Genomic DNA, 25653 nt, shown 5'->3' on the forward strand with positions numbered 1-25653 from the left:
ATAAGGCTCACCGTAACGTTGGATAGGGTAAACTAATTATTATTGAAAGCCACCCCAAGAGTACAGGGGGACATTTCCTTCTGTACTTCTACTACTTGTACCTTTAGCTCATTTACCTTTTTTCAATAATGTCTTAGCGGCTAATGCCCCAACAGCACCTACACCTGTAAGAGCAACTGCACCACCATTTTTCATTCCTTTTCCAACACACTCTTTACAAATCAACCCTATTTTTGTCATATTATCGCATTCTTTATTTTTACACCTTTTAAATGCAGTCTGACATGAATCGCACTTATATTTATTTTCCTTGGTTGCGTTAAACTTTCTTCTACGATTACAAATAGGACAATTTGATTCAATCATCATTATCACTTCCCCAAATAATTTTCGGATCAACTAGATAAGAAACTTTCACATTTTTAAATTGAGTATCTGACAGTCTGTTATGCATTTTATTGGCACTTTCAATAATGGCTTCATTTTCCTTAACGCTATCTATTAAAGTTAATTTTCTTGTTTCTAATTTTTCATGTATATCAGATATTGTTATTTTTTCATCTATGCTTATGTCCTTGATATTAAATATATATACCAGCTTGTTCGCTAATTCCAAGGAATATAAGTCCACTTTCTCACTTAGCCTGATATAATATTTTTTTGAATTTTGATATTCACCAATTACTTGATAACATGTTCCGATTAATCCCAAAGTTTGAAAATAAATTTCTATTAAAAACCCATATTCATCAATTAGTTCTTTTGACTTTTTAATATAATTGCTATTATATTCCGTTCTATTTTTATTGAATATATCCCATATTTTCAGTCCTTCGATAAAATCCGCTTTAAAGCTGTGTTGAATTTTACGTTTTAAAATATCTTCAATAGTCGTTTCGAAAAAATTTGATAAAATTATTAGTTCTGCAATACAAGTATTAACTCTTTCAATAGCTCTCTGATTAGGGAGTGAATCTATCGCTTCTTCAATTACAGATTTTATTCCATTTAAAGTTGAAACCTTTTCTCGCCATAAAAACTCACTTATATGCTCTACCTTTTCATCAATAGCTTCTAGTCTCTTTGAAATTTCTGCAGCCTGCATTTGACCTGATAAAGTGCATATACTTCTAGAAATGTTTGAAAGAGCGGTTGTTTGTCTAGCTTTTTCTATATGTCTTTCAGCTTCTTGAAGCTTTGCTTTCCCTACAAATCTGCCTGTTGCAGCGTTTTTTATTTCAATTGATCCTTTTTTTATTATCAAATCTCCATTTTCAATACCTTCTTGAAATTCGGGTGTTACTATTACTTCCCACAAACTCTGAGCTGTTTCTCCAGTTGATTGGATTTCTTGTTTGAATTTTGGTTGGCTTTGCATTGCCTTCGCTACAGCATCCATTATTTCTGGTGGTAATTCAAGATCATGCTTATATTTCTTTTCTGTAGTATCATTTCTAAGGCTTATTTCCCCATTTTTATATTCGACTATGTCTTTTTTCTCCTCCCTCAAAATGCACTCCTCCTCTTTTATTCTATACACACAATATGATAGTAAATAAAAGAGCAGCCAAAACTAAGCTGTTTACTGGCTGCCCTTTTGTTGAAGTTAATTTAAATATAATTCTTCATTCAAATATTCTTCTATTTTCTTTTTCACTTTCGCTCGCAGTTTCTCATTGCCCTACTCTACTTTGAATAAGGTTTCTATACCAATCCTCATTTACCGAGCCAACTCTTTCTGTCTTAGCCCTTCGGCTTTCTGCTTGCAGTAAAGGTTCATCGCGAGCCAGGAAGATGATTCGTGATCAATGCTGGCATTACCCAAACCTAATTTCCAATCATCATTCCCTTTATCAAATTCCATTTTCAAGTATTTCTTAATATCCACTAACTCCCTTAGTTCTTTACTATTTCATACAAGAAACCATCGCATACATTTGTTTTCGTAGCAATCCGCACTTTTTTATCTAGTTACAAACAGAAAGGTTTAGTTCACATTCCATTTGTTATTTTGATTTCTCCCATGAGGGGCTGAAAAGCAGGAGGAAATTATTAATTTATTATACTTCTGATTTAAACTTTTCATAACTGTTAGCAAGTTTATACGTAACACCGTTCTCCAACGCAGCAAAATGTTTCCGTCCACAAGTGATTTTTCCGTCTTCCTTTAGACGAAGATCTTCTTCATCCGTACTGCCTTTTGTTTCCACTATGAAGAATAAGGTCTCGACTCCATCCTTGTCGATTAATACAGCCCAGTCAGGATTATAGTTCCCAAGTGGTGTATCGATAACAAAGGCTGAAGGGAGCTTTACAAACAACTTTACATCTTCGTCATTATTAAGCTTCTCTGCGAATGTCCGCTCAACGTCGGAATCATAACGAATGTAGTTGTAGACGGATTTATCATTGGATACTTCCACTGCATTCGCTTTCATATAGCCGACAAGTTCTTGCTGCTCAAATAACGATTGCTGATAAAAGGCATGGTCCCCAATACGTTCATACTTAATGCCATCTATAATCAGCTTTTTCTTCTCACGGTTAATAACTTTCATTACCGCTTCCATGAATGCTTGTGGATTCTTCTCAAAATCACTTAAACGTTTGGAGCCGATCAAAATATCAACAAGCGTCCGTCTTTTAAGGTTGGTTTGTTCTTGTAAATAGCGAAGGATATCTGGCAGACGTCGTTTCTCTTCCAGTGCTTCATATACACGCATAGTTTGGCCTTCACCTGACACACCAGATTGATCCACTTTCAGTAAGGCATTTTCTCTTTTGATTTTTCTGGCCTTAAATGCATCCAGCTTTTGGATCGCATGTATACAACGGTTCTTAAGTGTGTCCGAGTCCAAGTCTACTGAATAAGTTGTTTTGTATTTTATCTGGCTCCACATCTGATTAAACTCATCACTTAATAATACTTCCTTATTCATAGTAATATTTACTTCGTCTTTTTTATTGAATATCGGTAGCTTCTTAATAGAACGTTTTATAACTTGTTCAATATCGTACTTTATCGCTTTGAACTCTTCTGGAACATCAAATGTTTCCTCTGCAATTGCTTCCTTCAGCTTGTTTTCAACTTTACCTTTTTTATCAAGGAAGTTTTCTTTTACTAAGAAGGAATACACTTTTGCAGAATACTCAGGACCAATTTCCTTGGACTCCCCAGTGATTTCATCCGTCAGAGTAATAGGAGAGAAGGACTGTTCTTCAAGGTATCCAAACTTAACGCCTGTCTCGTCTTCCATCTCCTTCTGAAGCGACTCGGCAAACTGTTGGTAGGATTCATTTGCTATTACTGTCAGGACATTTATATTTTCATCATACTGCCTTTGTCCATCTTGGTTCACGGACAGGCGCAATCCACGACCAATTTTTTGCCGCTTCGTAAAAGGATCTTTCGTTTCTACAAGAGTACATATTTGGAATACGTTTGGATTATCCCAGCCTTCTTTTAAGGCAGAGTGGGAAAAGATAAACCGCAGCGGCGTACCGAAACTTAATAATTTTTCCTTTTCCTTCATGATAAGTTCAAATGCCGACTCATCATCTTTATTTGAACGAAGGCTGCCATCTTTCGCAAGTGTACTATTTTTGAAGTTTCCGCTCTTATCCTGTGAAAAATATCCATTATGAACTTCTTCAGCACTCTGGTTTGAAATATATTGGTCTTCTTCAAACAGTGATCGATATTTAGGTAATTTGATAAGGGAAGCATACTCTTCTTCAAACATCTTGGCATACTTACCTTTTTGCCATGGTTGGCCTTTGGGATATATTCGATAATTCTCTACTTTGTCTATGAAAAAAAGAGTAAGTACCTTAATTCCTTGATGAACAAGTCTCTTTTCTTTGTCTAAATGCGTGCGGATTGTCTCTCTTATCTGGTATCTCTTGAGCAGGTCGTCATCGACTCCACCCATCGATTCGCCTAATCTCAGTACTTTTCCATTTTCGAATTCAATCATTTCGTTTCCTGGATAGCAGTCAATACCTTCAGCGACGTAGCCCTGATACAGGTCCCGCTCTCCTGATAATAAATATAAATTATTCTTATTGTTAGGATTGATTTCTTTTTTCACTCTGGAAACTGTACCATTTTTCTTCTTCTCATCTAGTTCAACGGTAGCCTTATACCCGTTCTTATTGGAAACACTCACAAGCTTAATGTAGGGGTCGTTAAAATCATCATCAGAATTGACGGATAGTACTTCAATTTTCTTTACTAATTTTTGCTCATAGGCATCGACAGAGTCTAACCTGTACATAAGATTATATGTGTCTCTATGTGTAGCAGAGTATCGTAATTTACAAAGTGGATTTAACGAAGCAATGGCTTCTTTTGCTTTATCCGTGTTATCAACACTTTGCGGCTCGTCGATAATAACAATAGGATTTGTTTCTTGTATAAATTGAATAGGCTTTTTGCCGTTCATTGTGTCTCTTTCACGGTGAATAAGATTCGCCTTGTTTTCCTTTTCTGGATCGTCGAAGCTTTTCTTAAAGGCATCAACGTTAATAATCATTACTTCAATATTGGTGCTTGTTGCATATTCTCGAACTTGTTCCAGTTTTGAAGAGTCATATTTAAAGTAATGACAATGCTGCCCAGGATACTCGTTTGCAAAATGCTCTTCAGTCATCTGAAACGATTTGAATACTCCTTCACGAATGGCAACGCTTGGTACAACTATAATAAACTTAGAAAAACCATACCTTTTGTTCAATTCAAATATGCTTCTTGTATAAACATATGTTTTTCCAGTACCTGTTTCCATTTCGACAGTGAAATTCCAGTCTTGAATACTTTGACTCTTTTTGAGATGATTTTTCATCTGTACATTTTGTACATTTTCAAGAACTTCTGCTTCGGATAACTCCAACTTATTACCGATTCCTAGCTCCGTTATTTCTTGCCCTACAATATCTCCCATACTTACTGTAAAGTTAGATACTTTTACTGTCTGGCCTTCAAAGATGCCTGTGATGGATTGGATAGCGTCAAGTTGATATTGTTGTTTATCAAATTTTATGATCATTTTTGAACAACTCCATTTAATACATTTTGCCTTCAATAAGATTCTTTAACTTATAAAAATCTTTATTTAAAGCTCCCCATTGAAATTCGTGGTTAGGAGTTAAATATCCATATTTTGCAAAACTATTCTCTTTCACTACTGAAAAACTAGATATTTGATTTCCTCTAATCCACCCATAAAATCCAACTTCTTCATTGTAAAAATCTACCCATCCTACAACAACGAAATCCTTTTTACTAGGATTTTGTTGTTCAGGATAACCATACGTCCATCTATCAGAGGGCAAATTAGGCGTGCTTTTTTTAGCAACTTTTATATCAACTTTCTTTCCGTTAATTAGAAAGTCGAATTCATCTGAGTTTCTTTCACTAAAATCACCTTCATCAACTTGATAAGGAATGCCACAATCTTGTAATATTCTTTGGAAAGCAATTTCACCAAGACATCCTATTCTCGCTTTATCTATTCTCTTTTCTTTGCTTAAATTAAATCGCGAATACAATCCATCTTCAACCATTTGTTTAGCACGTTCTGTTGCCGAGATGTACATTTCTTTAAATTCAGTTTTCACAAATAACATTTAAGTCCCCCCTAATTAATTTAATTTCAAAAACTATAGAACTCTTATATCAGAGACTGCATAACGATTTAAGATTTGCTGTGCATTAGTTCTCACCGTATCATTTCCAAAACTTTCATCTAGAAAAACTACACGGGTCGGAGAAATTTTAGCTATTTCTTCCACAGCTTCTAACGAAACATCAAATTCTAAACAAACTATTAAATACCCCATTCCGACACTGTAAAATGTAGTGTCTTCAATTACTTTCTTCTCGATAGAAATATTTAAATCTATGCCATACTTTAATAACACTTCATAAAGGATGTCCTCTTGTATACGATCATCCTTTATCGGATTTATCATATTTATTAAATCCTGTTCTAATTGTTGAGTTTTCTCATCCCAAGTTGTAAGATTCGTATCATCCAATTTAAATACTTTAAACCCAAGGTCGATTTCATTTATAGGCTTTAAAGATTTACTGTTATGAATCTTATTAATAACTCTCCGTATTCTCTCTTTACCGATATCTGTCATTAGAGTATAACCCTGCTCATAAACTTGAGATTTTAGGTTAGTTGGTTCGGGTAACTGAATCATTATATAATTTCTCTGTTCATTTTCTTCATTATTTAATTCTAAGACTGCGTGAGCCGTAGTACCTGAGCCCGAGAAGAAGTCTACTATTAAATCCCCATCTTCTGTAGCCATTTTTATTAAATATTTAATCAAGGAAACTGGCTTTGGATATAATCCGTCTGAAAAGTTAGCACCCATTAACTGATCAAGTTCACTTGATGCATTTTCGTTTGTTCCTACTCCAAATGTCGTATCAATAATATTCCAAGGTTTTTCTGGGTTATACTCTTCTTTTTCATATGAAGGAGAAAAAGCTTTGGACTTTATATAAATCTTAACTTTATTTCGAATTTGATCATCCAAGTATTCTTGGCTCCATTTAAATTTACCATTTAATATCACATCTTCTGTAAAGACACCATTTGTAACATAGGTGTCTTCTAGTAGCTCTATTCGATACGCCTCAGTCCCATAGATACCTTTTTCGTATCTTCCGTCCACTAAAGAAGTCTCAGTTAAGTTTTTGGGAAAGGTAAGTGTTTTTGCAGAATTAGTTTGGTTCATTAAACCATTTGTACTTTTACTAAATTTTCTTAAGCCTTTTAAATCAGGAGTCTTCGATTTTGTATACAATAAAATATATTCAACTGATTTTTTTGTCATTTTCGATAAGTTTGCAGGAGTTCCAGTCTTCTTCCAACTAAACATATCAATAAAGTTAGTCTCTCCAAAAACTTCGTCGCATATTTTCTTAAGATTAAAAACTTCGTTGTCATCAATACTTATAAATATTACACCATCATCTTTTAATAAATTCTTTGCTAGTTTTAACCTCGGATACATCATATTTAGCCAATTAGTATGATATCTTCCTTCTGTCTCAAAATTTGATTTTTGATTTTCTTTTAGATTTTCCTTATAATTTTTTACATTATCGTGAAAGTTGTCTTTATAAACAAAATCTTTCCCAGTATTGTAAGGCGGATCGATATAAATCATCTTCACTTTGTTTCGATATGAATTTTGAAGAATACGAAGCACCTCTAAATTATCACCTTCAATGTAAAGATTTTGAGTTTTATCCCAATTTATACTTTCCTCTTTACTCGGACGCAAAGTACCTGTAGTTTGCTTCTGCGAAATTTGAATTGCTTCTGTTTTACCATGCCAGTTAAATTCATATCTTTCATTTTCTTGTTCGATATTTTCACCAAGAACCAAACGTAATTTATTAATATCAATCTTATTTTCCGTCAGCACTTCAGGAAATAATTCCTTTAGCTTTTCAATATTATCTTGCACTACATTGAATGTTTTTCCTTCTAACTTCTGCAATTAACACAACTCCCTTATTTTCTGTAATTCAGTACTAATTTGCTGTTCTAGTCGCTTTAACTTTATATGCAGATCCATCTTTGCACCAAAATCAATTTGCCCTTTTTGTTCCAGCTTCAATTGTTCAACTTCCTTAAGCTGTATCTGAACATCACTTAATATACTTATCGTTTCATTTCGCTTATCTTTAGCAGAAGGTAATGTTCCTATCATTTGAATTACTTCTCCGCTCTTTATCCATTGATGAATATCTTCATAAGTACTATGAAGGTTTTCAAAAGATAAATTTGAAACCGCCAATGAGTTCAGTAATTTGAAGTATTCAATATCATCTTCCGCAGGATTAAACCATTCAGTAACAGTGGGTTGATCAGCCACAACTTTGGTCTTGTCATTTTTATTGAGCCTTTTGTGGCTGGTGCTCAACAGAATCTGACCATCTGAAGAACCCATAATTAACACAACTGGATTAGGTATCGACTTATGAACAGCACCAATAATCTTTTTTAGATCTTTCGCCGTTCGAAGTTCGACATATACCCAAACCACTTCTGCATAGTGGAATTCGTCATCTTTGTAGATTGGAATATTTGTGCTTTGCTGATTCATAACACTTAATAAATAAATCCCTTCTACCTGTGCAGCGAACAATTCTTTTTCAGATGGGGAGAGATCCGCTTGTGTAAAAAAAGCTTTCTTAGGTATTTTACGATTCAATACAGTACGGGGAGGCATCTCCAACCGATTAATCAACCATTCCCTCATTCCATCACCTACTTTATCACTAAAAATGAAATCAATTCAAAGTCATCTGAGGTTGTAGCTGTGTCCTTTAAAAGACTAGAGTTTCCGAGACTGAACAATGATTCCATGCCTTGCTCTTCAACAATCCCGAGTACAAATTCAACGGCCTTGTCCAACAGATTCTTGTAAGAAGACATGTCTGCCATATTTTCTGTTTCCAAGTTGAACTGTTGAATCAATTCATTGAACACGTTTATTTGGCCATTAGCAACTTTACGGAAGAGATCCAGTATTTGCTTCGTCTTTAAATGCCCTAATCGAACCTCTCCATCCATACTCATATATACAAGGTAATAGGGATACAAGGCACTTGTTTCTTTTACTTTTGCTTCTGCATTGCGTTGTTTGACGCAGAATATCACCCCTGGTTCCGTGTTAAAAGAAGCAGCAAGCTGTACCGAGGTCACTGCGTGCAATCCTAGTGGAGCGGTCTCGATTTTCTTCTTATTGGTTTCCATATAATTAAGCAAATCCATCCTAAAATCATTCAAGGTTAAGTCTGTAATCGAAATACTCCCAGAGATATCCTCTAAATCGACCACTTCTTCTTGTAGCTGCTTCAATTGCTTTTTCCGATATTCCAAATCGTTCATTTGCTTCTTCTCGTCGTATTCGATTACGTTCTCTTCTCCTGTTGCTGAAATATCAAGCAGCACCATCCTGCCACTAACACGAGCTTCCAAGTTAATATACTCATCCAGGTCCATATTTGGCCAAAAGTTCACCAGTTGGATCACATCATTATTAGAACCTAAACGATCGATTCGACCAAAACGTTGTATGATTCGAACTGGATTCCAATGGATATCGTAGTTAATTAAATAATCGCAGTCCTGCAGGTTCTGACCTTCAGAAATGCAATCGGTCGCGATCAATATATCAATTTCATCCCGTGTAATCGAATCAATTTTACTTCTCTCTTTGGCTACTGGTGAAAAGTTGGTCAAAATGGAATTTAAATCTTTTTGAATTCCCTTTAATGTAGTCTGATTTCCTCCAGAGCCTGTGACTAGCGCTGAATGGATACCATGCTTTTTCGACACCCATTGTGATATTTCTTTATATAAATAGTTTGCTGTGTCTGCAAATGCGGTAAAGATAATGATTTTCTTATTTTCACCATTAATTGGATTAAGGAGCTTATGATCAATTTTAGATTTAATTATATTCAACTTGGCATCACGTGGAGCTTGAACTTTCCCCGCTTCTATTAATAACTGCTCAAGTTTTTCTCGATCATCCTGTAAATCCTGCTTCCACTTGATACGGTCGATATCTTGAAGAAGCACTTTTACTTTCGAGCCTATCAGCATGATTTCAACATCTTCATCGTCAATATCGATTTCATTGATACTAATATCGGCATTGGAATATTGCTGAATATTGTCAAGCCTAACTAACAAGTCATCAATTTTTCCCAAGAGAGAGGCCAGTGTCATACCAAACGAATAAATAGAACTTTCCAGCCGTTTTAGCAAATTAACTCTCATTAAGTGAACAAGGCTGCGTTCGCGGTCAATTTGTTTAAATACGGAACCGCCCTTTACTTTCATATCATATTTACGACTATACTCTTCCTGTTTTTCAGGCATTACATACGTCAATGGAGAATAAGCGCTTAAATTCAATCGATTGATGAGCTTGTTGACTTCCTTTATCTCAGGAAAATCATTGAATTCATCAATATCAGCATACACATTACTTGGCTTTAAGCGCTGCGGGAACTTACCGATTTCAGACATATCGTAGTATTTTTCAATATGTTTTCTGGAACGAGCGATGGTCACTGCATCGAGTAATTTAAAATAGTCAAAGTTCAACATTTCAAGGAGATTATCTGACTTCCGCTCTTCCTCATCTAATTTGAGCCATTTATTGAATGAAAGCTGGGCTTTCCGCAGCGTTTGTTCGATACTTTCAATGCCAGCTGATTCCAGCGCTTCATCTTTGCCTTCCGTAATAAAAGCAACCTGGTTTTTCAAATCATTCATTTTATTATTTACAGGCGTCGCTGATAGCATCAGAACTTTTGTCTTAACACCAGCCTTAATAATTTGATTCATTAATCGGGAATAGCGCGTTTCTCTGTCATTTCGAGCCTGGTTATTTCTGAAATTATGTGATTCATCAATAACAATCAAATCGTAGTTACCCCAGTTCACAGTAGATAAATTAATATCTCCTGACACCCCACCTGTACGACTCAAGTCGGTATGATTTAACACGTCATAGTTGAACCGATCGGCAGAGAGGACATTTCGCTTATCATTTTGAGTGTAAATCAACCAGTTCTCTCTTAATTTTTTCGGGGACAAAACCAGTACTCGGTCGTTTCTTAACTCGTAATATTTAATAACTGCAAGAGCTTCGAACGTTTTCCCCAAACCTACACTATCAGCAATAATGCATCCATTGTGTTTTTCCAGCTTATCGATAGCACCGAGCACGCCATCTTTTTGGAATTTATAAAGCTTATTCCATATGGCCGTATCTTTAAAACCAGTTTTGGATTTTACTATCGCATCTTCATCGAATTCTTCCAGATAGTCACTGAAAATATTATATAGCGTGACATAGTAGAGAAACTCTGGAGAATGGTTTTCGTAAATTGCCGCGATTCTTTCCAACACCTCATCCTGCACTTCTTCAACGATAGCCTCGTTTTTCCAAACATCATTGAACCACTGAATATACTGTCTTGTTAATAGAGGCTCATCCATTAGCGAATTCATATGAAGACTTGGTGAATATGTATAGCCTAAACCGCTGCTAGTAAAATCGGAACTTCCTTGAATAGCCACTGATGAACCGTCTTTATTTTCAATATGGAACAGACGATTCTGTGTTAATGGTGACGTTAAAGACTTCATCTTTACCTTTGAACTAATCCATTCAGCACATTCTTTGGCTATTTTCACCTGCGTAAGTTCATTCCGCATCTTAATCTCAAGCTCTGATCCAGATAACCTTCTCTCTCGACTTGACTTATCAATTTCGGTAGTACCTTTTGTAAGTTTTTCTGAAGTGAAAGTAGGATCAATAAATAAAAATCGTACCTCATCCACCTTCATTAATTCCTTTTTTAAGGCCTCGAACGCATATATCGTAAAGTAGGATGACATGATCGCCACCTTAGCATTTTTTTTAAAATATGGCTTTAATGCATCCCCTACCATTCCAGATTTTTTATTGTCTAACATTTTACCTATCATCCTTACACCTCCAAAAGAGAAACTCTAACTATCCAGTTGCCTTTATTCTACAAGACTTCACTTCTTTATTAAATCTATTTTACAAAAATAGTAAGGTCCTATGTCTATATATTATGTGTAAAAATATGTAAATCCTCTACAACTGAAAATATTGCTATTTTATGAACCCACATAATGTTTACATCAAAAACCTTTTTTGTTCTTTTGGTGCCCACCCGTTCCCCCTATTAATGAAAGGAGGTGACTCTTATGAAAGAAGAAAAGCTATCTGAAGGCATGGAAAAGCTTGTGCGCCAGCTCGTCTGTAACGGCTCTGTAACGATGGCTGGAAGAGTGTTGCAGCTTTACGCCTGTCGATGCCTAAAACTGGACAGGGAGAGTGCTAGCGCTTTTGTGCTGCAGTATTTTGAAGATGTATTTCCGAAAGAACTAAAGCACCACCGCAACAAACAAAAACGGCCAAAGAGACAGTTCAACCAGTAATGGGAGAGCTGTTTTTTTAATGTTCATTGAATCGAAAGGAGGTGATAAACATGCAAAAACGAGAAGAGCGGGAACAGAGCAGATTGTCCATCCTGCAAACAGGATTGCAGGAATTTGTGCTTACGGAGTTAATAGAAGGAACTGATTATGGAAAGATCAGTGGCTACAGCAAACCAACGCTTCTGAAGCCTGGAGCCGAAAAGATTTGCCGCTACCTGGAGCTGTCGATTGAGTATACGGTCGAACACCGATATGAAGATTGGGAAAAAGGTTTTTTCCTGTATGAAGTGAAAGTAAGTCTGCGTCAGCTGGATAACGGAACAGTCGCTGCGGCAGGAATCGGATCTGCAAATACAAAAGAGGCTGCCTTTGCCCAGCCTAGTGGATATTCGCACCTCAATACAATCATCAAAATGGCGAAAAAGCGGGCACTTGTCGATGCTGCATTGAATGTGTCAGCGACGAGCGGACATTTCACGCAGGACGTGGAAGACTTTCCGACAACAGCCAAGGCCTATACAGAACATCCTGTCACCAAAAAGCAGCTGACAAAGATCTATCAGTTAGTGCACGAGCTACAGATTGATTATGAAGTAGCCAGAACTATGATCCACACCACTTTCCAAGTCAATCACAGCACAAAGCTGAGCAAATCCCAGGCATCCCGTTTTATTCAACAGCTTCAGCGAATACTCGAAGGCCAGACACATCAAACTTTATAAAAGATACACACCGAACTCATCCGCCTTATGGATGGGTTATTTTTTTGCCTATGGAGCGGAACAACTCGTTCCGAATACTTTCTATTTATTACTTAGGAATACATTTATCGATTACAGGAGGGGCTGCGGCCTCTCCTCATTCTATTTTGAGGAGGAAATTATATGACTACAGCAATGAACAAAAACGAATTCAAGGGGTTACTTGCAGGCAGCATCAAAGAGAAAGAAGACGGGTATGTGGTAAGCGAACTGTTTTCCCGCTATCCATCTGTGCAGGAAATGCTGGATGTGACAGAGGACGAGTTGCTGTCGATCAAAGGCATTGGACAAGTAAAAGCCAAGCAAATCATTTCAGCGCTTATGCTGGCACGCATGAATCTAAGTTTTGTCCAAGAGCGTTTTACGATACGCAGTCCGAAAGATGCTTATGATTATTTGCGCGATATGGAATATCTAACCCAAGAACACTTCGTGGTGCTTGGCCTTAATATAAAGAATCAAGTCCTTTTCAGACAAACTGTATTTATTGGTTCTTTGAATGCTTGTATCGTTCACCCCTCACCGATTTTCCAGCTGTTAATTAAGCGTAATTGTGCTTCTGCGATAGTAGCTCACAATCACCCGTCGGGAAATCCTGCTCCGTCCCAGGAAGATATACAAGTCACCAAGCGGCTTATGGAAGCAGGCAACTTGATGGGGGTGGAAATACTCGACCATATAATAGTAGGAACCGACACATACATCAGTTTGAATGAGAAGGGCTATATGTAAGTCATTAAGGGGGATTTGAAATGAGAGTCCCCTTTCTTTTCATACAACCGAGTTCTCTCACTATTACACCTCATAGTACGAAATTTCTTTAAAAAAAGTAAAAAACCCCTGTTTAAAGGGGTTTCTTTCTTGTTCGTGCTTTATTCTCAGAGTTGTTCTTTTATGCTGGCTGGGAGAGAGTGGCTATATAACAAATGTAAAACGAAGAGTTTAGCAGCATTAATCGTCCTCGTCAAAGGGTAATGCCATTTCTACTGCCTTCCTTAATCGTTCCTTCTGTTCTTCTGTAGATGGTCTCCATTGCGTTTCCCTTCGCAACGCTAGAACTTTCATTGCTTGACGTTCAGTCTCAATATCTTCCTTCGAGAGCTTCTCCACGTCATCAGTCATTTCTTGGACTTTCTTATTTAGCTCTTTTTTTGTTTTATGTGATACTTGGCGACCAGCTAGTTCTTTTTTCACCAGAGTAAGATTCTGAGTTTCCAAGAATAAATGACGAACAAAAGCAATATCACTAGTTAGCTCCCCAGAGATGTGGGTCTTTCTTGCAACACGGTAATAAGCTACTCCTAACTGCTCCTTCATTCCAAAACTATACAGCTCTCTTAACTCTTTGCCAATTATACGTAGCGGTATAGCGGTAGCAGTAGAGTTGATTTCTTGATACATAGAAAGCTTTTCTCGAAAAAAGTTGTACCATATTGAACGTGCACGTTCGTCATACTCAATCGCAACTTGTCCCACGGCCCAACCATCGTCTTGATGCTGTTTTACCCTATGGGTTTTATCGTAGTGAGGTTGATCAGTTTGGATATACCCGTATTCAATCAAATAAGCACGAATTCTCTTACACGTAGCTTTTACTGCTTCTAACTTAGCCTCATAGTCTCTAGCCAGTTCTTCATAAATTTCAGTGGCGAACCTTACAATCGCAGCATCATCCATATGCAGTTTGTCTTTACCCTTAACTAGAATGTCGATGTATGCAGCACCAATGTCGGAATACCTCACAGTAGGAATTAACAGCATACTCCAAAACTCAGAGGGAATTTCGATTTCATAACTAGCTTTTTTTCCTCTTCCTGTAGCTGTAACTACGTGCACACCCATGCTAACCAGTTTAGCTTTTCTCTCATTTTGTGTCCGCTTTTCACAGTGCCTCTCACTCCATTCAACAAATGAAAGGTAGCTTTTATAATCCAAAGTCACCTTATCCATATACCAACCTCCTTAACTATTAAATTCCCCCTCCGATTGCACCTTACTAGTAATCTATCAAACAGCAGTCAGTACATATAATAAAGTGCAAATTGAGGGGGATATATTATTGTAAGTCTTTGTTTTCATATGCTGCTTTTTTTGGATCACAATACTAAATCACGTCTGGCTTTCTAACACTACGCCGTTCACGTAAGCTTCAGCAAAACTGCCGACCCGATAAACAAACAATATCACGAAAAATCCCACACTGCAATTAATAATCACTATAATTGCATTTTCGCTTTTACGTTGGTATTCTTATATAAAATCACAATTGGAAGGAAGATGATGGTGGAAATGAACATGTATACAGTTGAGAATAATGATTTAAAAATTCTTCAAAACAAAGATTTGGGTGGGCGTATCAAGTGGATTAGAGAAAAAGCAAATGAATATAATAGCCCCTTATTTACAGCATATCGACTTGCAGAAAATATTTCGGTCGCTCAATCCACAATCTCTCGTATTGAAACTGGAACGCAACCAAGAGTCGATCTTCTTGAAAAAGTGGCCGAACAATTTGGTGTCTCCATAGCTGTTTTCACTGATGCTTATTACCAGGATGGGGGCAAACCTTTTACGATCTGTAAAAGTAGTGGAACTACCTCACCAAATTCGCAGGAAAAGATATTTAACCTGATTGACACACAATATGAAGCAACTCTTTCCTTATCAATAAAAACGCATGAGGGAATTGACTATACAAGTATTGAAGAAACCGTTTTTTTGTCACCCTTGGAGCATGAGGAGTTTGTGGATGAGGTAAATGCACTTGTTTCAAAAGTGAGAAGCAGACGTAAGAATTGGAAGATCCAACAGGCCTCCTTGAATAAATTGACTGGCAGAAAGGAGAATGAAGTATGATCGGTATTCAATCATCCAACCAACATAGTGAGCTGGATTCCAGCAATCTTGAACCTGATCGTTTTCAAGAAGAAGTCTTCCTGAACGCATTCCTAGAGATTGCCAAAAAAGGCATTATGGACTGGGAGAAAACAAAGGACTTGAAGACAATGGATAGTTAGCTATTCGTTTGAATTATTTTGATTGTTCTATTAGAAGAGGTGGACAAAATTCTATTAAATTTGGATTGGAGGAATGAGATATGACACAAACGCTGAGAGCAGCAATGTACACGCGTGTCAGTACAGAAGAACAAGTTAATGAAGGTTTTAGTTTAAGAGACCAAAAAGAGTCAATCGATGCATATGCTGAGAGGCATGGATTAACAATCGTATCAGAGTATACAGATGCTGGAAAAAGTGGAAAAAGTATAGATGGTCGTCCTCAAATGATCCGTTTACTGGAGGATGCCAGACGAAAAAAGTTTGACGTAGTTATTGTCACAAGGCTGGATCGGTTAGGCAGGAACACAGGTGATTCTATTAAAATTAGTGAACTTTTCGACAAAAACAATGTAAAACTAATCAGCTTATCAGAAAGCATCGATACCACAACTCCGACAGGAAAAGCTTTCTTTAATTTTCTTAGCACTATGAATCAATTGGAAAGAGACACAATAGCAGCCCGTGTAAAGTCAGGAATGACACAACGAGCTAAAGAAGGAAAATGGAATGGCGGCATTTGCTTTGGATATGAAGTGAGTAACAAAAAATTGGAAGTAAATACTGAAGAGGCAAGAATCGTTGAAGAAATATTTGATTATGCTGATCAAGGATTTGGTTATAAGAAAATTGCGGGGATCTTGAATAGAAAAGGCTATACAACCAAAAGAGGACATGCCTTTTCAATTGGGACGTTGAAAGGCATTTTGGACAATCCCATTTATATTGGGAAGATTCGCTTTAACCAACACGTTGACTGGGCTAACAGAAGACGAGCAGGCAAAAATCCTGATGTTCTAATTGTTGATGGAGAACATGAACCTATCATTTCTGATGATTTGTGGAAAAGAGTACAGCACAAACGCTCGACTCGATCCTTCAAAGCTGTACAATCATTGAAGCCCTATATTCTAACAAAGCTTATTCGCTGTCCTCAATGCGGTGCTGGCATGGTTTCTGGAAAAGCTACAGGCGCAAAGAAAACGTATCGTTACTACAAATGTGGTACATTTCACAATAAAGGGTCATCTGAATGCTCTTCAAATACCATTAATGCAGATCTGGCAGAACAGCAAGTTTTTGAAGAGTTCAAGCGCATTGTTACCGACACACATTTTCTACAGCGGCTTGTTCAAAAAATGAACTCCGAACGAGAACATTCAACAGAGCCTTTATTAAAAGAAAAGCGTCGCCTAACTGCTGCTTTCAATAAATCTGAAAAATACATTGCTAACCTCACAGAAAAATTAATGAAAGACCCTGATTTATTGCCGTTGTTCGAAGAGAAACTAAAAGAACAGCAAGCATCAAAACAAGCACTTCGACTTCAACTAGAAAATCTAGAAGAAGAGCTGGCCACTACAACGAATGAACCGATCGATCTGATGGCATTTCATTACCTGGTTAAAAATATAGACACGATCATCGAAAAAGCCGACAGCAACGAAAAGAAAGACCTCCTTCGGATGATCATCAAAGAAATCGAGATCACGCCTACCGCTCCAGTACCAAGAAAAGGCCGCCAAATCTCTAAAATTCAGCTTCACTTTGATTTCACACCCACTGGCGTAAAAAAAAAGTCCAAAGACCTGATAAGGATACTGGGCACCTCAGTGTTCGATCAACCAGTTGACTTATCAGCTTTAGACAAACAAAATCCCACAGATAAAGAGATAAGGGACACATTGGAGTCCCTCTCTATTTTACCCTCACTTATGATACGGTTCGCCCTTCATTATCCGAAAAGCCCGGTAAACCTGCTCGACCAAGATCAATTTCATCAATTGATGGGGAAATGTCATTTTCGAGAACGATAATTTCTCATCAGCACGTTTTAATACTTCATCGTGGAGACCCAGCGAGCCACCGATGACGAAGACGATTTTGCTGCGGCCGTAAGTCATGAGTGATTCGATGTCTTTTGCCAGCGCTTCTGACGTTTTCATCTTGCCGTCGATCGCCAGCGCGATAACGTAGGCGTCTGGGGAAATTTTCGCCAGGATCCGGTCGGCTTCCTTCCTCTTTACAATCTCCATATCGGCCTCGCTCAATTGCTCAGGCGCTTTTTCGTCCGCTACTTCGATTTCATTGATCTTTGTGTAGCTTCCCAACCTTTTTGTGTATTCTTCGATGCCAGCTTTCAGGTATTTCTCTTTTAGTTTGCCGACGCTGATAATTGAGATATTCACAACTTATCCCCCTTTACTTAAAATTTACAAACAAGTTACCCCCAGATGTTATGCACATATCCACAGGCATTTCTACATATTGTGTTCCCTCAAGCATTTGCCACAAGATACATCGCGGGCTCTTCACAGTATTCGCACTTTGTGGATAACTTTTCTTCGTCTGGCAATTCTGTAAGAATCGGATAACTTTCTGTCTTGGCAACAAACACGTCTAACGCATGCTCCACATGGGTTTTACAGCAAAAAATCTTCATTTTATCAAATCCTTTCGATTTCCGAATATTCTACATAGTTATACACATTTCGTTCACGTTTATCCACACCCTATTTTAACAGAAGTGAAAGCCCGGGAATAGCAAAGCTTCGAAAGCCCTGTGGATAGTTATTTCCTTCGATGATAGAAATAAGTTATCCACATGACGTTTTTTTGCTTTCACGAACATTGGGCTCGAAAATGGAGCAGCTCGTTTACAAAACTTACAATAACAATACACAGGAAAAGAGGACGAAAAAGTCCCCGATGCGAGGCTTCGCATCGGGGACTTGCTTTTCATATTTCCGGGTGCTCTGCTCCCATTGCCGCCCATTCTTCTTTTGCCGGGCCATAAATGCCGGGAACTTTCAAACCGGCTTGGCGCATGAGCACTGTCATTTGTCCGCGGTGATGGATCTGGTGCGTCATCAGCACTTTCAAAATGGTTGCGACGCTCCACATTTCACCGTACATATTGTGCTCTTCCGACAAGGTCTCATCCGTCCAATTGTCCCGCATCGCCGTCACCATCGACTGGTTGGAAAACCGGTACGCTTCGGCAATTTCCTGCGCCGTGTCCGGCACCGGATTGCCGAATCGCGCCGCTGAGAACTGCAAGCCTGTGTGTCCGACCATTTCATCGAGCGCCGTTGCAATATGCCAAGCCAAACGGCCGAGCGTGCGGTAGCCGTCAGCAACCGGCTGGCTCAATGATTCATCTGTCAGCGCATCCAGCACTTTCTGCGTCGCTTGCTCTTCGGCTTTCCATTCTTTGAAAAAATCTTCCAAGGTTCTGAACATCGAATCCCTCCAGATCATTTACTGTCTTTTCTTTTATTCGCCACTGTTCCGCCATTTCCTGCCCTTAAAAAAGATCCGGAAGCGAGGGCTCCCGGATCTTTTTCGAATGCTATAACGCGGAATTGTCGACAAGCTCCAGTTCAAAGTCCATCAATTCGCCATTGCGGTAAGCTTTGACGGCCATCGTATCGCCGATTTCCTTCGTGTTGTACAAATGCTTGCGAAGCTCAATCAAATCGCCCACAGCTTCGCCGTCCAATTCAATGATGACGTCAAACTGCTGCATGCCCGCTTTAGCGGCCGCAGAATCATCCAGCACCGAATTGACGACAACACCTTCCTTGACGTCTGCAGGCAGGCTCAGTGTCTCTTCACGCTCTGCTTGCGGCACCTGCGCCAGATCAATCAAGGTTACGCCCATTGCCGGGCGGATCATTTCGCCGTTTTCTTCAATCGACTCAATAACCGGGATTGCTGAATTGATCGGAATCGCAAACCCGATCCCTTCGACATTCGATGTGGCGATTTTCATCGAATTGATGCCGATCAGCTGCCCGCTAAGATTGACCAGCGCGCCGCCGCTATTGCCTGGATTGATTGCTGCGTCCGTCTGCAGCACTTCCGCCTGCCAGTCTTCCGTGCCATCGCCATCCAAGTCGACAGGAATGGCCCGGTCCTTGCCGGATACTACTCCCGTCGTCACCGAACCGGAAAAATCAAGGCCCAGCGGATTGCCGATCGCGATCACCGGTTCGCCGCGCTTCAACGCATCCGAATCGCCGAATTCGGCTACGTCCTGGACAGCCGCGCCGTCCATTTCAATAACGGCGAGATCGGTCCATATATCGGTCCCGACAACTTCAGCTGCTACTTTCGTGCCGTCAGCAAGCGTCACTTCAATGCTGTTCGCGCCATCGATCACGTGGTGGTTCGTCACCACAAACGCCCGCCCGTTGTCATTTTTGTAAATGACGCCAGAGCCGGTCCCGGCTTCCTGCTGCTCGGGCTGCGACCAGAAATCCGACGATCCCTGTAGATTCGTCACCCCGACCACCGCATCCGCCACACTGTCCACCGCTCCGGTCACGTCCATCGTCACATCTACCGACACCGATTCCTCCGGCCGCTCCTGTTGGCCGGCATCGTCATTGTTTCCAGTACCATTTCCTGCATTATTATTTCCAGATCCCGGCATCAATTGCGGCACCGACTGAAACAAAAACCACACCAGCAATGCCCCGACCGCCACTCCGGCAAGCCCTGCCAAAAACGAACTCGTGCGCCGCGGCCGTCGACGGCTCTCTGGCGGCTGATTGTAATATCCCACTGCACCCCATCCTCTCCTGCTCTTTACTGTTGTATACCCTTAGTGTAAGAATCCGAAACAGCCTTGGCAAGCCACAGCAACTGTGTCCATTAGGAAAATTAAAATTTGGTTAAACGCCGCTTCGGACGCTTTGGGCATGACTCCCGCAATGAGCCGAGAAGAACACTCGTCTCATTGCAAAGAACTTTCTGCTTCTGCATCGCTGCGCTAGCTTCGAAGCAAAGGAAATGGCCCAAATTCCATTTGGCCATTTCCTTGCCTAGCCCCTTGCCGCGCCGGCGCTCAAAGATCTCTCGATATGGAGCCAAAAAGCGGAGACGCCTGCAAAAGAACTCTGCTCCTGCAGCGCTATGCGCTTCGTCGCAAAGAATTGCCCTCGCAGGCTTCGGTCAACTCTTGCCCGCGGCAAGCGTAGCTTTTTGGCGGAATATCAGCTATAAAAAAAAGGCTGCACCGGTTTTCGGTACAGCCTTTTGGTTCCTTTATACAATAACCAGCTCAGTCGCAATATTGGCATCTGTGTCCAAGAGATCGACATACTCGCCGACGATGATGCCTTTTGTCTGCAAAGTCTGCTCGACGCTCATGCGCGCCAGGTCTTTCATGTTATTATCCGCGCTCAAGTGGGACAGATAAATCCGCGTCGGCTTTTCAGCCATCACTTCGCTCATCGCCACCGCCGCATCTTCATTCGACACGTGGCCCACGTCGCTTAAAATACGCCGTTTGACCGACCACGGGTAGCGCCCCATCTGCAGCATGCCGACGTCATGGTTGCTTTCGAAGACGAACGCGTCCGATGCCTGGATGATGCCTTTCATGCGATCGCTGACATAGCCCGTGTCCGTAATGAGCGCAAGCTTGCGGCCATTTTCATGGAACACGTAAAACATCGGGTCGGCGGCGTCATGCGACACCCCGAACGACTCGATATCGAGCCCGCCGAACGTTTTCACCGTCTCCATGTCAAAATGGAATCGCTGCTCAATTGGAATCGCGCCGACAAGCCCGTCCATCGCCGTCCACGTCTTGGCATTGGCGTAGACCGGCACCTTGTGCTTGCGTGCGACAATGCCGAGGCCTTTGATGTGGTCGCTGTGCTCGTGCGTCACCAGGATGCCGTCCAGGTCGCTCATGCTTTTGCCGATCGACGCGAAAAGGCCTTCCAGCTTGCGGCCGCTCAGTCCGGCATCGACCAAAAATGATTGATTGCCGCTTTCTATATAAATAGCGTTGCCCTTAGAGCCGCTTGCTAATACACTAAAACGCATCATAAAAACTCCTTATTGTGCAGGTTCTTCCTCTTCCTTCTCCTTCAGCTCGATGACGCCATCTTTCACAGCATTGACAAAAAACTCTTGCTGCGTGCCGTCTTCGAGCGTCGCTTTGACGTGCCATGTCGGCAGGAACATTTGCGTTTCTTCCGATACGGTCACATATTCCGAGTAGCCGATTGCCACCGAATCGATTTCCGTATTCGTCGGCAGCAGGCGTTTCTGGTAAAGCGTATGGATGGCTTGGATAGCCGGAATCAAGGTTTTCTGCTGTTCGCTTTCTTCCATGTTCTCGAAAATGGTCTGCTCATAGTTTACCACTTCTGCGTCATCGTTCCAGTAAATCGTCAACTTGCCGCTGTCGCTGTAATACAGCGGACGGCCGTTGATTTCCTGGAAGAAGACCGCTTGGCGATTTTTTTCATCTATGCGCCACAACACATAATTATCGCCTTTGTAGACCGTCTCATCAACGAATTCCTGCAGCACTTCTGTGCTGACATTGTCGCCGAGCGGCATCGGTTCGTTGAATGTGACCGCCAAGGATTTGTCATCTGTGACGTTGCCTGTGGAACCGGAACCCGGGACATCCGCTTCGACGAAAGATTTCATCTTACCGGTGACGTAAGGCAAACTTTCCACTTCTTCCGGCAGATCGGAATAGCTGATTTGATCCGCTTCCAGCTTTTCCTCGTTCGAAGACTCGACGAGAAAAACCACATTCTGCGATTCGTTGTAGCGCTCAAGGTACAGCCAGTACAGGAAGATGTTCAGTATGGCAAAAACAATGATGAATATGGACTTGGTTTTATTCCAATCCAAAGAGATCGCCTCCTAACACGTCTTCCGGCAGCTGCGTCCAAATGCCGTTCGTTTTGTAATACCAGGCTGGCTGCAGGCTGATCAGCCGCTCCGGTTCTTTTTCATCACGGGCCATTGTATAGCCCTGTACGATTTCCGAAACATTTTTTGGTTCGATGTCCATATGCTCGATGGCGTGCAAAACGGCTGCGCCGGAAGGCAATTCCTGCGAACCCGATGCCCCCAACGACTCCAGTACATAATATGGGCGTTTGTAGCGGAAAACCTTTTCCGTCTCATCTTCTATGCCCCATACCACTTCCAGATCGGTTTCGAATGTCTGGCTGAAGACCGGAAGATTGTCCTGATACAGGCGGTAATCGATTTTCTGATTCAGCGGTTCCATGCCGAAATAGCGGTAATCATTCGTCCAGCCGCTATGGGTATTGATAAAATCCGCCGTCTTAAAAATCAATTCGGACGGGATGGCTGGATCGTTCGTTTCTGCCTGCGGCTGCACGTAATTGACGCTTTTGGAGCTTTCATCGAAGTTCATCAGCGCATCTGATTCATCGCTGTACTCCCGGTTCACCAAATCGCCTGTCGTTGTCACGCTGCTCGGATTTTCAAACAAGCCGTCAACCAGCTTCTGCTCCGGAATGTCTTCCTGCAGATAGCGATAGGTGTTCAGCTTTTCCGCACTTTCCGGAATGTAAATCGGCAGCACGCCGACTTCTTTGCTGGTGATATATGTTGAATAATTTGCGAAAGCCGGTTCTACGACTTGGTTCTTCAAGTTCTCCAGTTCCGTTGTTGAGACATTGCCCTGATGCACGCGGCCGGATTTGGAATTGATGAAATACAACATGAAATCCGTTTCACTCGCTTCTCCCCATGCAACAACCATGCGGTCGAATGACGCCTCCGGCATGCTGTCATCGGTGATATTCATAATGCTGTCGATGACTGGGAATGGCACAGGTCCAGGAAAGTAAATCGCCGCGCGGTCAGGACCGTGCATGAAAGATGTCAATTTCTTAACCGGCGTATCTTCTGAAATCGTTGTAATATCATGGATTTGCCATAGTTTCATGACACCCAGCAGCAAATCGATCTGCTCCTGGTTCGTTGTGCCTTTAGCTTCTTCTTCCGAATGGTAAAGCACTTTCGTCGGCTGCACCACTTCGTCAACCGCCTTACTCGCACCTAATGCCACTTCGGTGGCCGGAGTGCTTTCAATTTGCGGAAATGTCGGCGTAAAGGTCCAGATTGTGAATGTCAGCGCCAAGCTGAGGAAAATCAGCAGGAATAAAAAGATCGTTTTTACTTGTTCAACGTATTTCATTCCCACTCACCTCCGTCATCCTCTTCGAATGGCAGCGTGAAGAAAATGGATGTGCCTTTTCCAAATTCACTTTCCGCCCAAATGGCACCGCCATGTGTATTGATCATTTCTTTGGAAATCGCCAAGCCGAGCCCTGTCCCGCCCATTGCACGCGAACGGGCACGATCGACACGGTAGAACCGGTCGAAAATGCGGTCGACGTTTTCTTTCGGAATCCCCATGCCTTGGTCACTGATGCGAATCAGCAAGAAGCCGTCTTCAACGGTCATGTCAAAGCGTACTTTCCCGCCTTCCGGTGAGTATTTCAAGGCATTGGAGACAATGTTATCGATAACTTGCGTCAATTTATCCGGATCGATTTCCACGAAATACTGTTCTTTCGGCAAATAGCGCTCGAAACGCACTTTCTGCGATTTCGACATTTCGAACCGGTCGATGATGCGGTTGAAGAAACGGCCGAATTCAACCATTTCTTTATTGAGTTCCGTTTCAGCGGCATCCATCTTGGACAGTTTCAACAAATCGTTGACCAGGCGGATCATCCGCTCCGTCTCCGTCTGCGTGACGTTCAGGAAATTCGGTGCCAAGTTCGGATCTTCCCACGCACCGTCTGCCAGCGCCTCGAGATAGCTTCTCATCGTCGTCAGCGGCGTCCGCAGCTCATGCGATACATTGGCAACGAATTCGCGCCGCTCGACATCGATTTTCTCCTGCTCGGTATTGTCATGCAGCACGGCGATAACTCCGTTGACAAAGCCGGTCTCTTTTTGGTTGACCGAGAAACTCGTGCGCAGCAGCGTGCTTTCGTCGTATTTGCTGAAATCGAGCGTAATCGCTTCTTTCAGGTGGATCAAGTCTTCGAATGTATACTCCATATCCAATTTCAGGACGGATGTGATCGGGCGGTTGATAACCGTTTCACGTGAAACATTGAGCAGGCGCAGCGCCGGGTCGTTGATGAGGATGACACGGCCGCGCCGATCGGTCGACAAAACGCCGTCTGTCATATTCGATAGCACCGACGCCAATTTACGGCGTTCACTTTCCGTGGACTGCTGGGATTCCTGCAGCCGGTTGGTCAAGTTATTGAACGACTTCGCCAATTGGCCGATTTCATCGTCCCCATAGACGCGTACTTTGCGGGAGAAATTCCCTTTGGCCATTGCCTGAGCCTGCCTCCGCATATCTGAAATCGGTTTGGAGATCGTCTGCGCGACCAGCACTCCGAGAATCGCAGTGACTGCGAGAGCAATCGCTGTTCCGCCTGCCAGGATCGAGTTGATGTCGTCCATCTGGTTATAGACATTTTCAATATCCGCTTCCATATACAAAGTGCCGAGCACTTCGCCGCCTTCAGCCATGATCGGCTGCGTGCGGACCCAAATGCGTTCGGCTTGGCCGTTGACGTAATTCCGGTCATAAGGTGTTTCACCGACAATCGACTGCATGACAACATCGCTTGTCGAACGCTGGCCAACAAGCGACTGATTTTCCACAGCAGAAGACGCCAAAATCCGGTAGCGTGAGTCAATTACGCGAATTTCGTCGATATCGTCCGATTTAAAGCCATTAAGGACCGACCGCAAGCTTTGCTCAGCGGTCAAGTCCTCATCCGTCCGCTCTTTGATCAATTCTTCCCGCACACTGAACTCTACGATGTTCATGCGGTCCTCGATCGAGCTTTTGAAATTATCGATCAGCGTTTCTTCAAGCTGCTGGGCAAAGTAAAGGCCGATGATCTGCATCGCCAATAAAATCAGCAGGATATAAATAAGCACAAACTTAACGTGAATCGATTTAAAAAAACTTACTTTATGCATTCA

General features: G+C 41.3%; 22 protein-coding genes. 6 read left to right on the plus strand and 16 right to left on the minus strand.

The features are described 5' to 3' along the window. Positions 1-108: 108 nt before the first annotated feature. The 7 genes from QMA09_RS12860 to QMA09_RS12890 form a co-directional block, all read right to left on the minus strand. Positions 109-369, minus strand: a complete 261-nt coding sequence (locus QMA09_RS12860) for a hypothetical protein (RefSeq protein WP_290213387.1) — start codon at positions 367-369, stop codon at positions 109-111. Then, positions 359-1510 carry a hypothetical protein gene (locus QMA09_RS12865; RefSeq protein ID WP_290213388.1) on the minus strand — a complete coding sequence of 384 codons (1152 nt, stop codon included), beginning with the start codon at positions 1508-1510 and terminating at the stop codon, positions 359-361. The genes QMA09_RS12860 and QMA09_RS12865 overlap by 11 nt, the downstream gene beginning before the upstream one ends. A 550-nt stretch (positions 1511-2060) precedes the next feature. Then, entirely contained in the window at positions 2061-5048 is a 2988-nt protein-coding gene (locus QMA09_RS12870; protein WP_290213389.1) for a type III restriction-modification system endonuclease, read from the minus strand. A gap of 16 nt (positions 5049-5064) precedes the next feature. Continuing rightward, positions 5065-5628: a hypothetical protein gene (locus QMA09_RS12875; protein ID WP_290213390.1), complete on the minus strand. Its 564-nt coding sequence runs from the start codon at positions 5626-5628 to the stop codon at positions 5065-5067. Positions 5629-5661: 33 nt separating this feature from the next. Then, positions 5662-7524: a site-specific DNA-methyltransferase gene (locus QMA09_RS12880; RefSeq protein WP_290213391.1), complete on the minus strand. Its 1863-nt coding sequence runs from the start codon at positions 7522-7524 to the stop codon at positions 5662-5664. Beyond that, positions 7525-8289, minus strand: coding sequence for a DUF4391 domain-containing protein (locus QMA09_RS12885; protein ID WP_290213392.1), 765 nt, complete (start codon positions 8287-8289; stop codon positions 7525-7527). An 8-nt stretch (positions 8290-8297) separates the two neighbouring features. Then, positions 8298-11540: a helicase-related protein gene (locus QMA09_RS12890; protein WP_290213393.1), complete on the minus strand. Its 3243-nt coding sequence runs from the start codon at positions 11538-11540 to the stop codon at positions 8298-8300. A gap of 249 nt (positions 11541-11789) precedes the next feature. On the opposite strand from QMA09_RS12890, the gene QMA09_RS12895 reads away from it, so the two are divergent. The 3 genes from QMA09_RS12895 (at position 11790) to radC (ending at position 13516) form a co-directional block, all read left to right on the plus strand. After that, complete coding sequence (locus QMA09_RS12895) at positions 11790-12023, plus strand: hypothetical protein (RefSeq protein WP_290213394.1); 234 nt, start codon at positions 11790-11792, stop codon at positions 12021-12023. A 50-nt stretch (positions 12024-12073) separates the two neighbouring features. Continuing rightward, entirely contained in the window at positions 12074-12745 is a 672-nt protein-coding gene (locus QMA09_RS12900; protein ID WP_290213395.1) for a hypothetical protein, read from the plus strand. Positions 12746-12907: 162 nt separating this feature from the next. Beyond that, a complete protein-coding gene (radC, locus tag QMA09_RS12905) occupies positions 12908-13516 on the plus strand; it encodes a RadC family protein (protein WP_290213396.1) in 609 nt (202 codons plus the stop codon). Between the two features lie 219 nt (positions 13517-13735). On the opposite strand, the gene QMA09_RS12910 is transcribed toward radC, so the two are convergent. Further along, positions 13736-14734 carry a hypothetical protein gene (locus tag QMA09_RS12910; RefSeq protein ID WP_290213397.1) on the minus strand — a complete coding sequence of 333 codons (999 nt, stop codon included), beginning with the start codon at positions 14732-14734 and terminating at the stop codon, positions 13736-13738. A 327-nt stretch (positions 14735-15061) separates the two neighbouring features. On the opposite strand from QMA09_RS12910, the gene QMA09_RS12915 reads away from it, so the two are divergent. From QMA09_RS12915 to QMA09_RS12925, 3 genes are all read left to right on the plus strand, one after another. Next, complete coding sequence (locus QMA09_RS12915; protein ID WP_290213398.1) at positions 15062-15640, plus strand: helix-turn-helix domain-containing protein; 579 nt, start codon at positions 15062-15064, stop codon at positions 15638-15640. Further along, positions 15637-15801: a hypothetical protein gene (locus QMA09_RS12920; RefSeq protein ID WP_290213399.1), complete on the plus strand. Its 165-nt coding sequence runs from the start codon at positions 15637-15639 to the stop codon at positions 15799-15801. The genes QMA09_RS12915 and QMA09_RS12920 overlap by 4 nt, the downstream gene beginning before the upstream one ends. Positions 15802-15881: 80 nt before the next feature. Continuing rightward, positions 15882-17657 (plus strand): recombinase family protein, encoded by a 1776-nt coding sequence (locus QMA09_RS12925; protein WP_290213400.1) that lies wholly within the window; start codon positions 15882-15884, stop codon positions 17655-17657. Here the strand turns inward: QMA09_RS12925 and rlmH are convergent. From rlmH to walK, 8 genes are all read right to left on the minus strand, one after another. Continuing rightward, a complete protein-coding gene (rlmH, locus tag QMA09_RS12930; RefSeq protein WP_290213402.1) occupies positions 17550-18029 on the minus strand; it encodes a 23S rRNA (pseudouridine(1915)-N(3))-methyltransferase RlmH in 480 nt (159 codons plus the stop codon). The genes QMA09_RS12925 and rlmH overlap by 108 nt on opposite strands. Positions 18030-18118: 89 nt before the next feature. Beyond that, positions 18119-18283: a CxxH/CxxC protein gene (locus tag QMA09_RS12935; protein WP_135500527.1), complete on the minus strand. Its 165-nt coding sequence runs from the start codon at positions 18281-18283 to the stop codon at positions 18119-18121. Positions 18284-18579: 296 nt separating this feature from the next. After that, the gene (locus tag QMA09_RS12940; protein ID WP_290213403.1) at positions 18580-19083 is read right to left on the minus strand and encodes a DinB family protein; all 504 of its coding nucleotides are present in this window, start codon (positions 19081-19083) and stop codon (positions 18580-18582) included. A gap of 109 nt (positions 19084-19192) precedes the next feature. After that, entirely contained in the window at positions 19193-20410 is a 1218-nt protein-coding gene (locus QMA09_RS12945; protein ID WP_290213404.1) for a S1C family serine protease, read from the minus strand. 482 nt (positions 20411-20892) lie between these two features. Beyond that, positions 20893-21681 (minus strand): MBL fold metallo-hydrolase, encoded by a 789-nt coding sequence (locus QMA09_RS12950; RefSeq protein ID WP_290213405.1) that lies wholly within the window; start codon positions 21679-21681, stop codon positions 20893-20895. A 12-nt stretch (positions 21682-21693) separates the two neighbouring features. Continuing rightward, positions 21694-22506, minus strand: a complete 813-nt coding sequence (locus QMA09_RS12955) for a two-component system regulatory protein YycI (RefSeq protein ID WP_290213406.1) — start codon at positions 22504-22506, stop codon at positions 21694-21696. Further along, on the minus strand, positions 22493-23830 hold the full coding sequence (locus tag QMA09_RS12960; protein WP_290213407.1) for a YycH family regulatory protein: 1338 nt from the start codon (positions 23828-23830) through the stop codon (positions 22493-22495). Before QMA09_RS12960 ends, QMA09_RS12955 begins: the two co-directional genes overlap by 14 nt. Continuing rightward, positions 23827-25650, minus strand: a complete 1824-nt coding sequence (gene walK / locus QMA09_RS12965) for a cell wall metabolism sensor histidine kinase WalK (protein ID WP_290213408.1) — start codon at positions 25648-25650, stop codon at positions 23827-23829. The genes QMA09_RS12960 and walK overlap by 4 nt, the downstream gene beginning before the upstream one ends. Positions 25651-25653: the final 3 nt, after the last annotated feature.

Origin of the sequence: Planococcus sp. APC 3906, assembly GCF_030407685.1 — a bacterium.
GTDB classification, from domain to species: domain Bacteria; phylum Bacillota; class Bacilli; order Bacillales_A; family Planococcaceae; genus Planococcus; species Planococcus koreensis.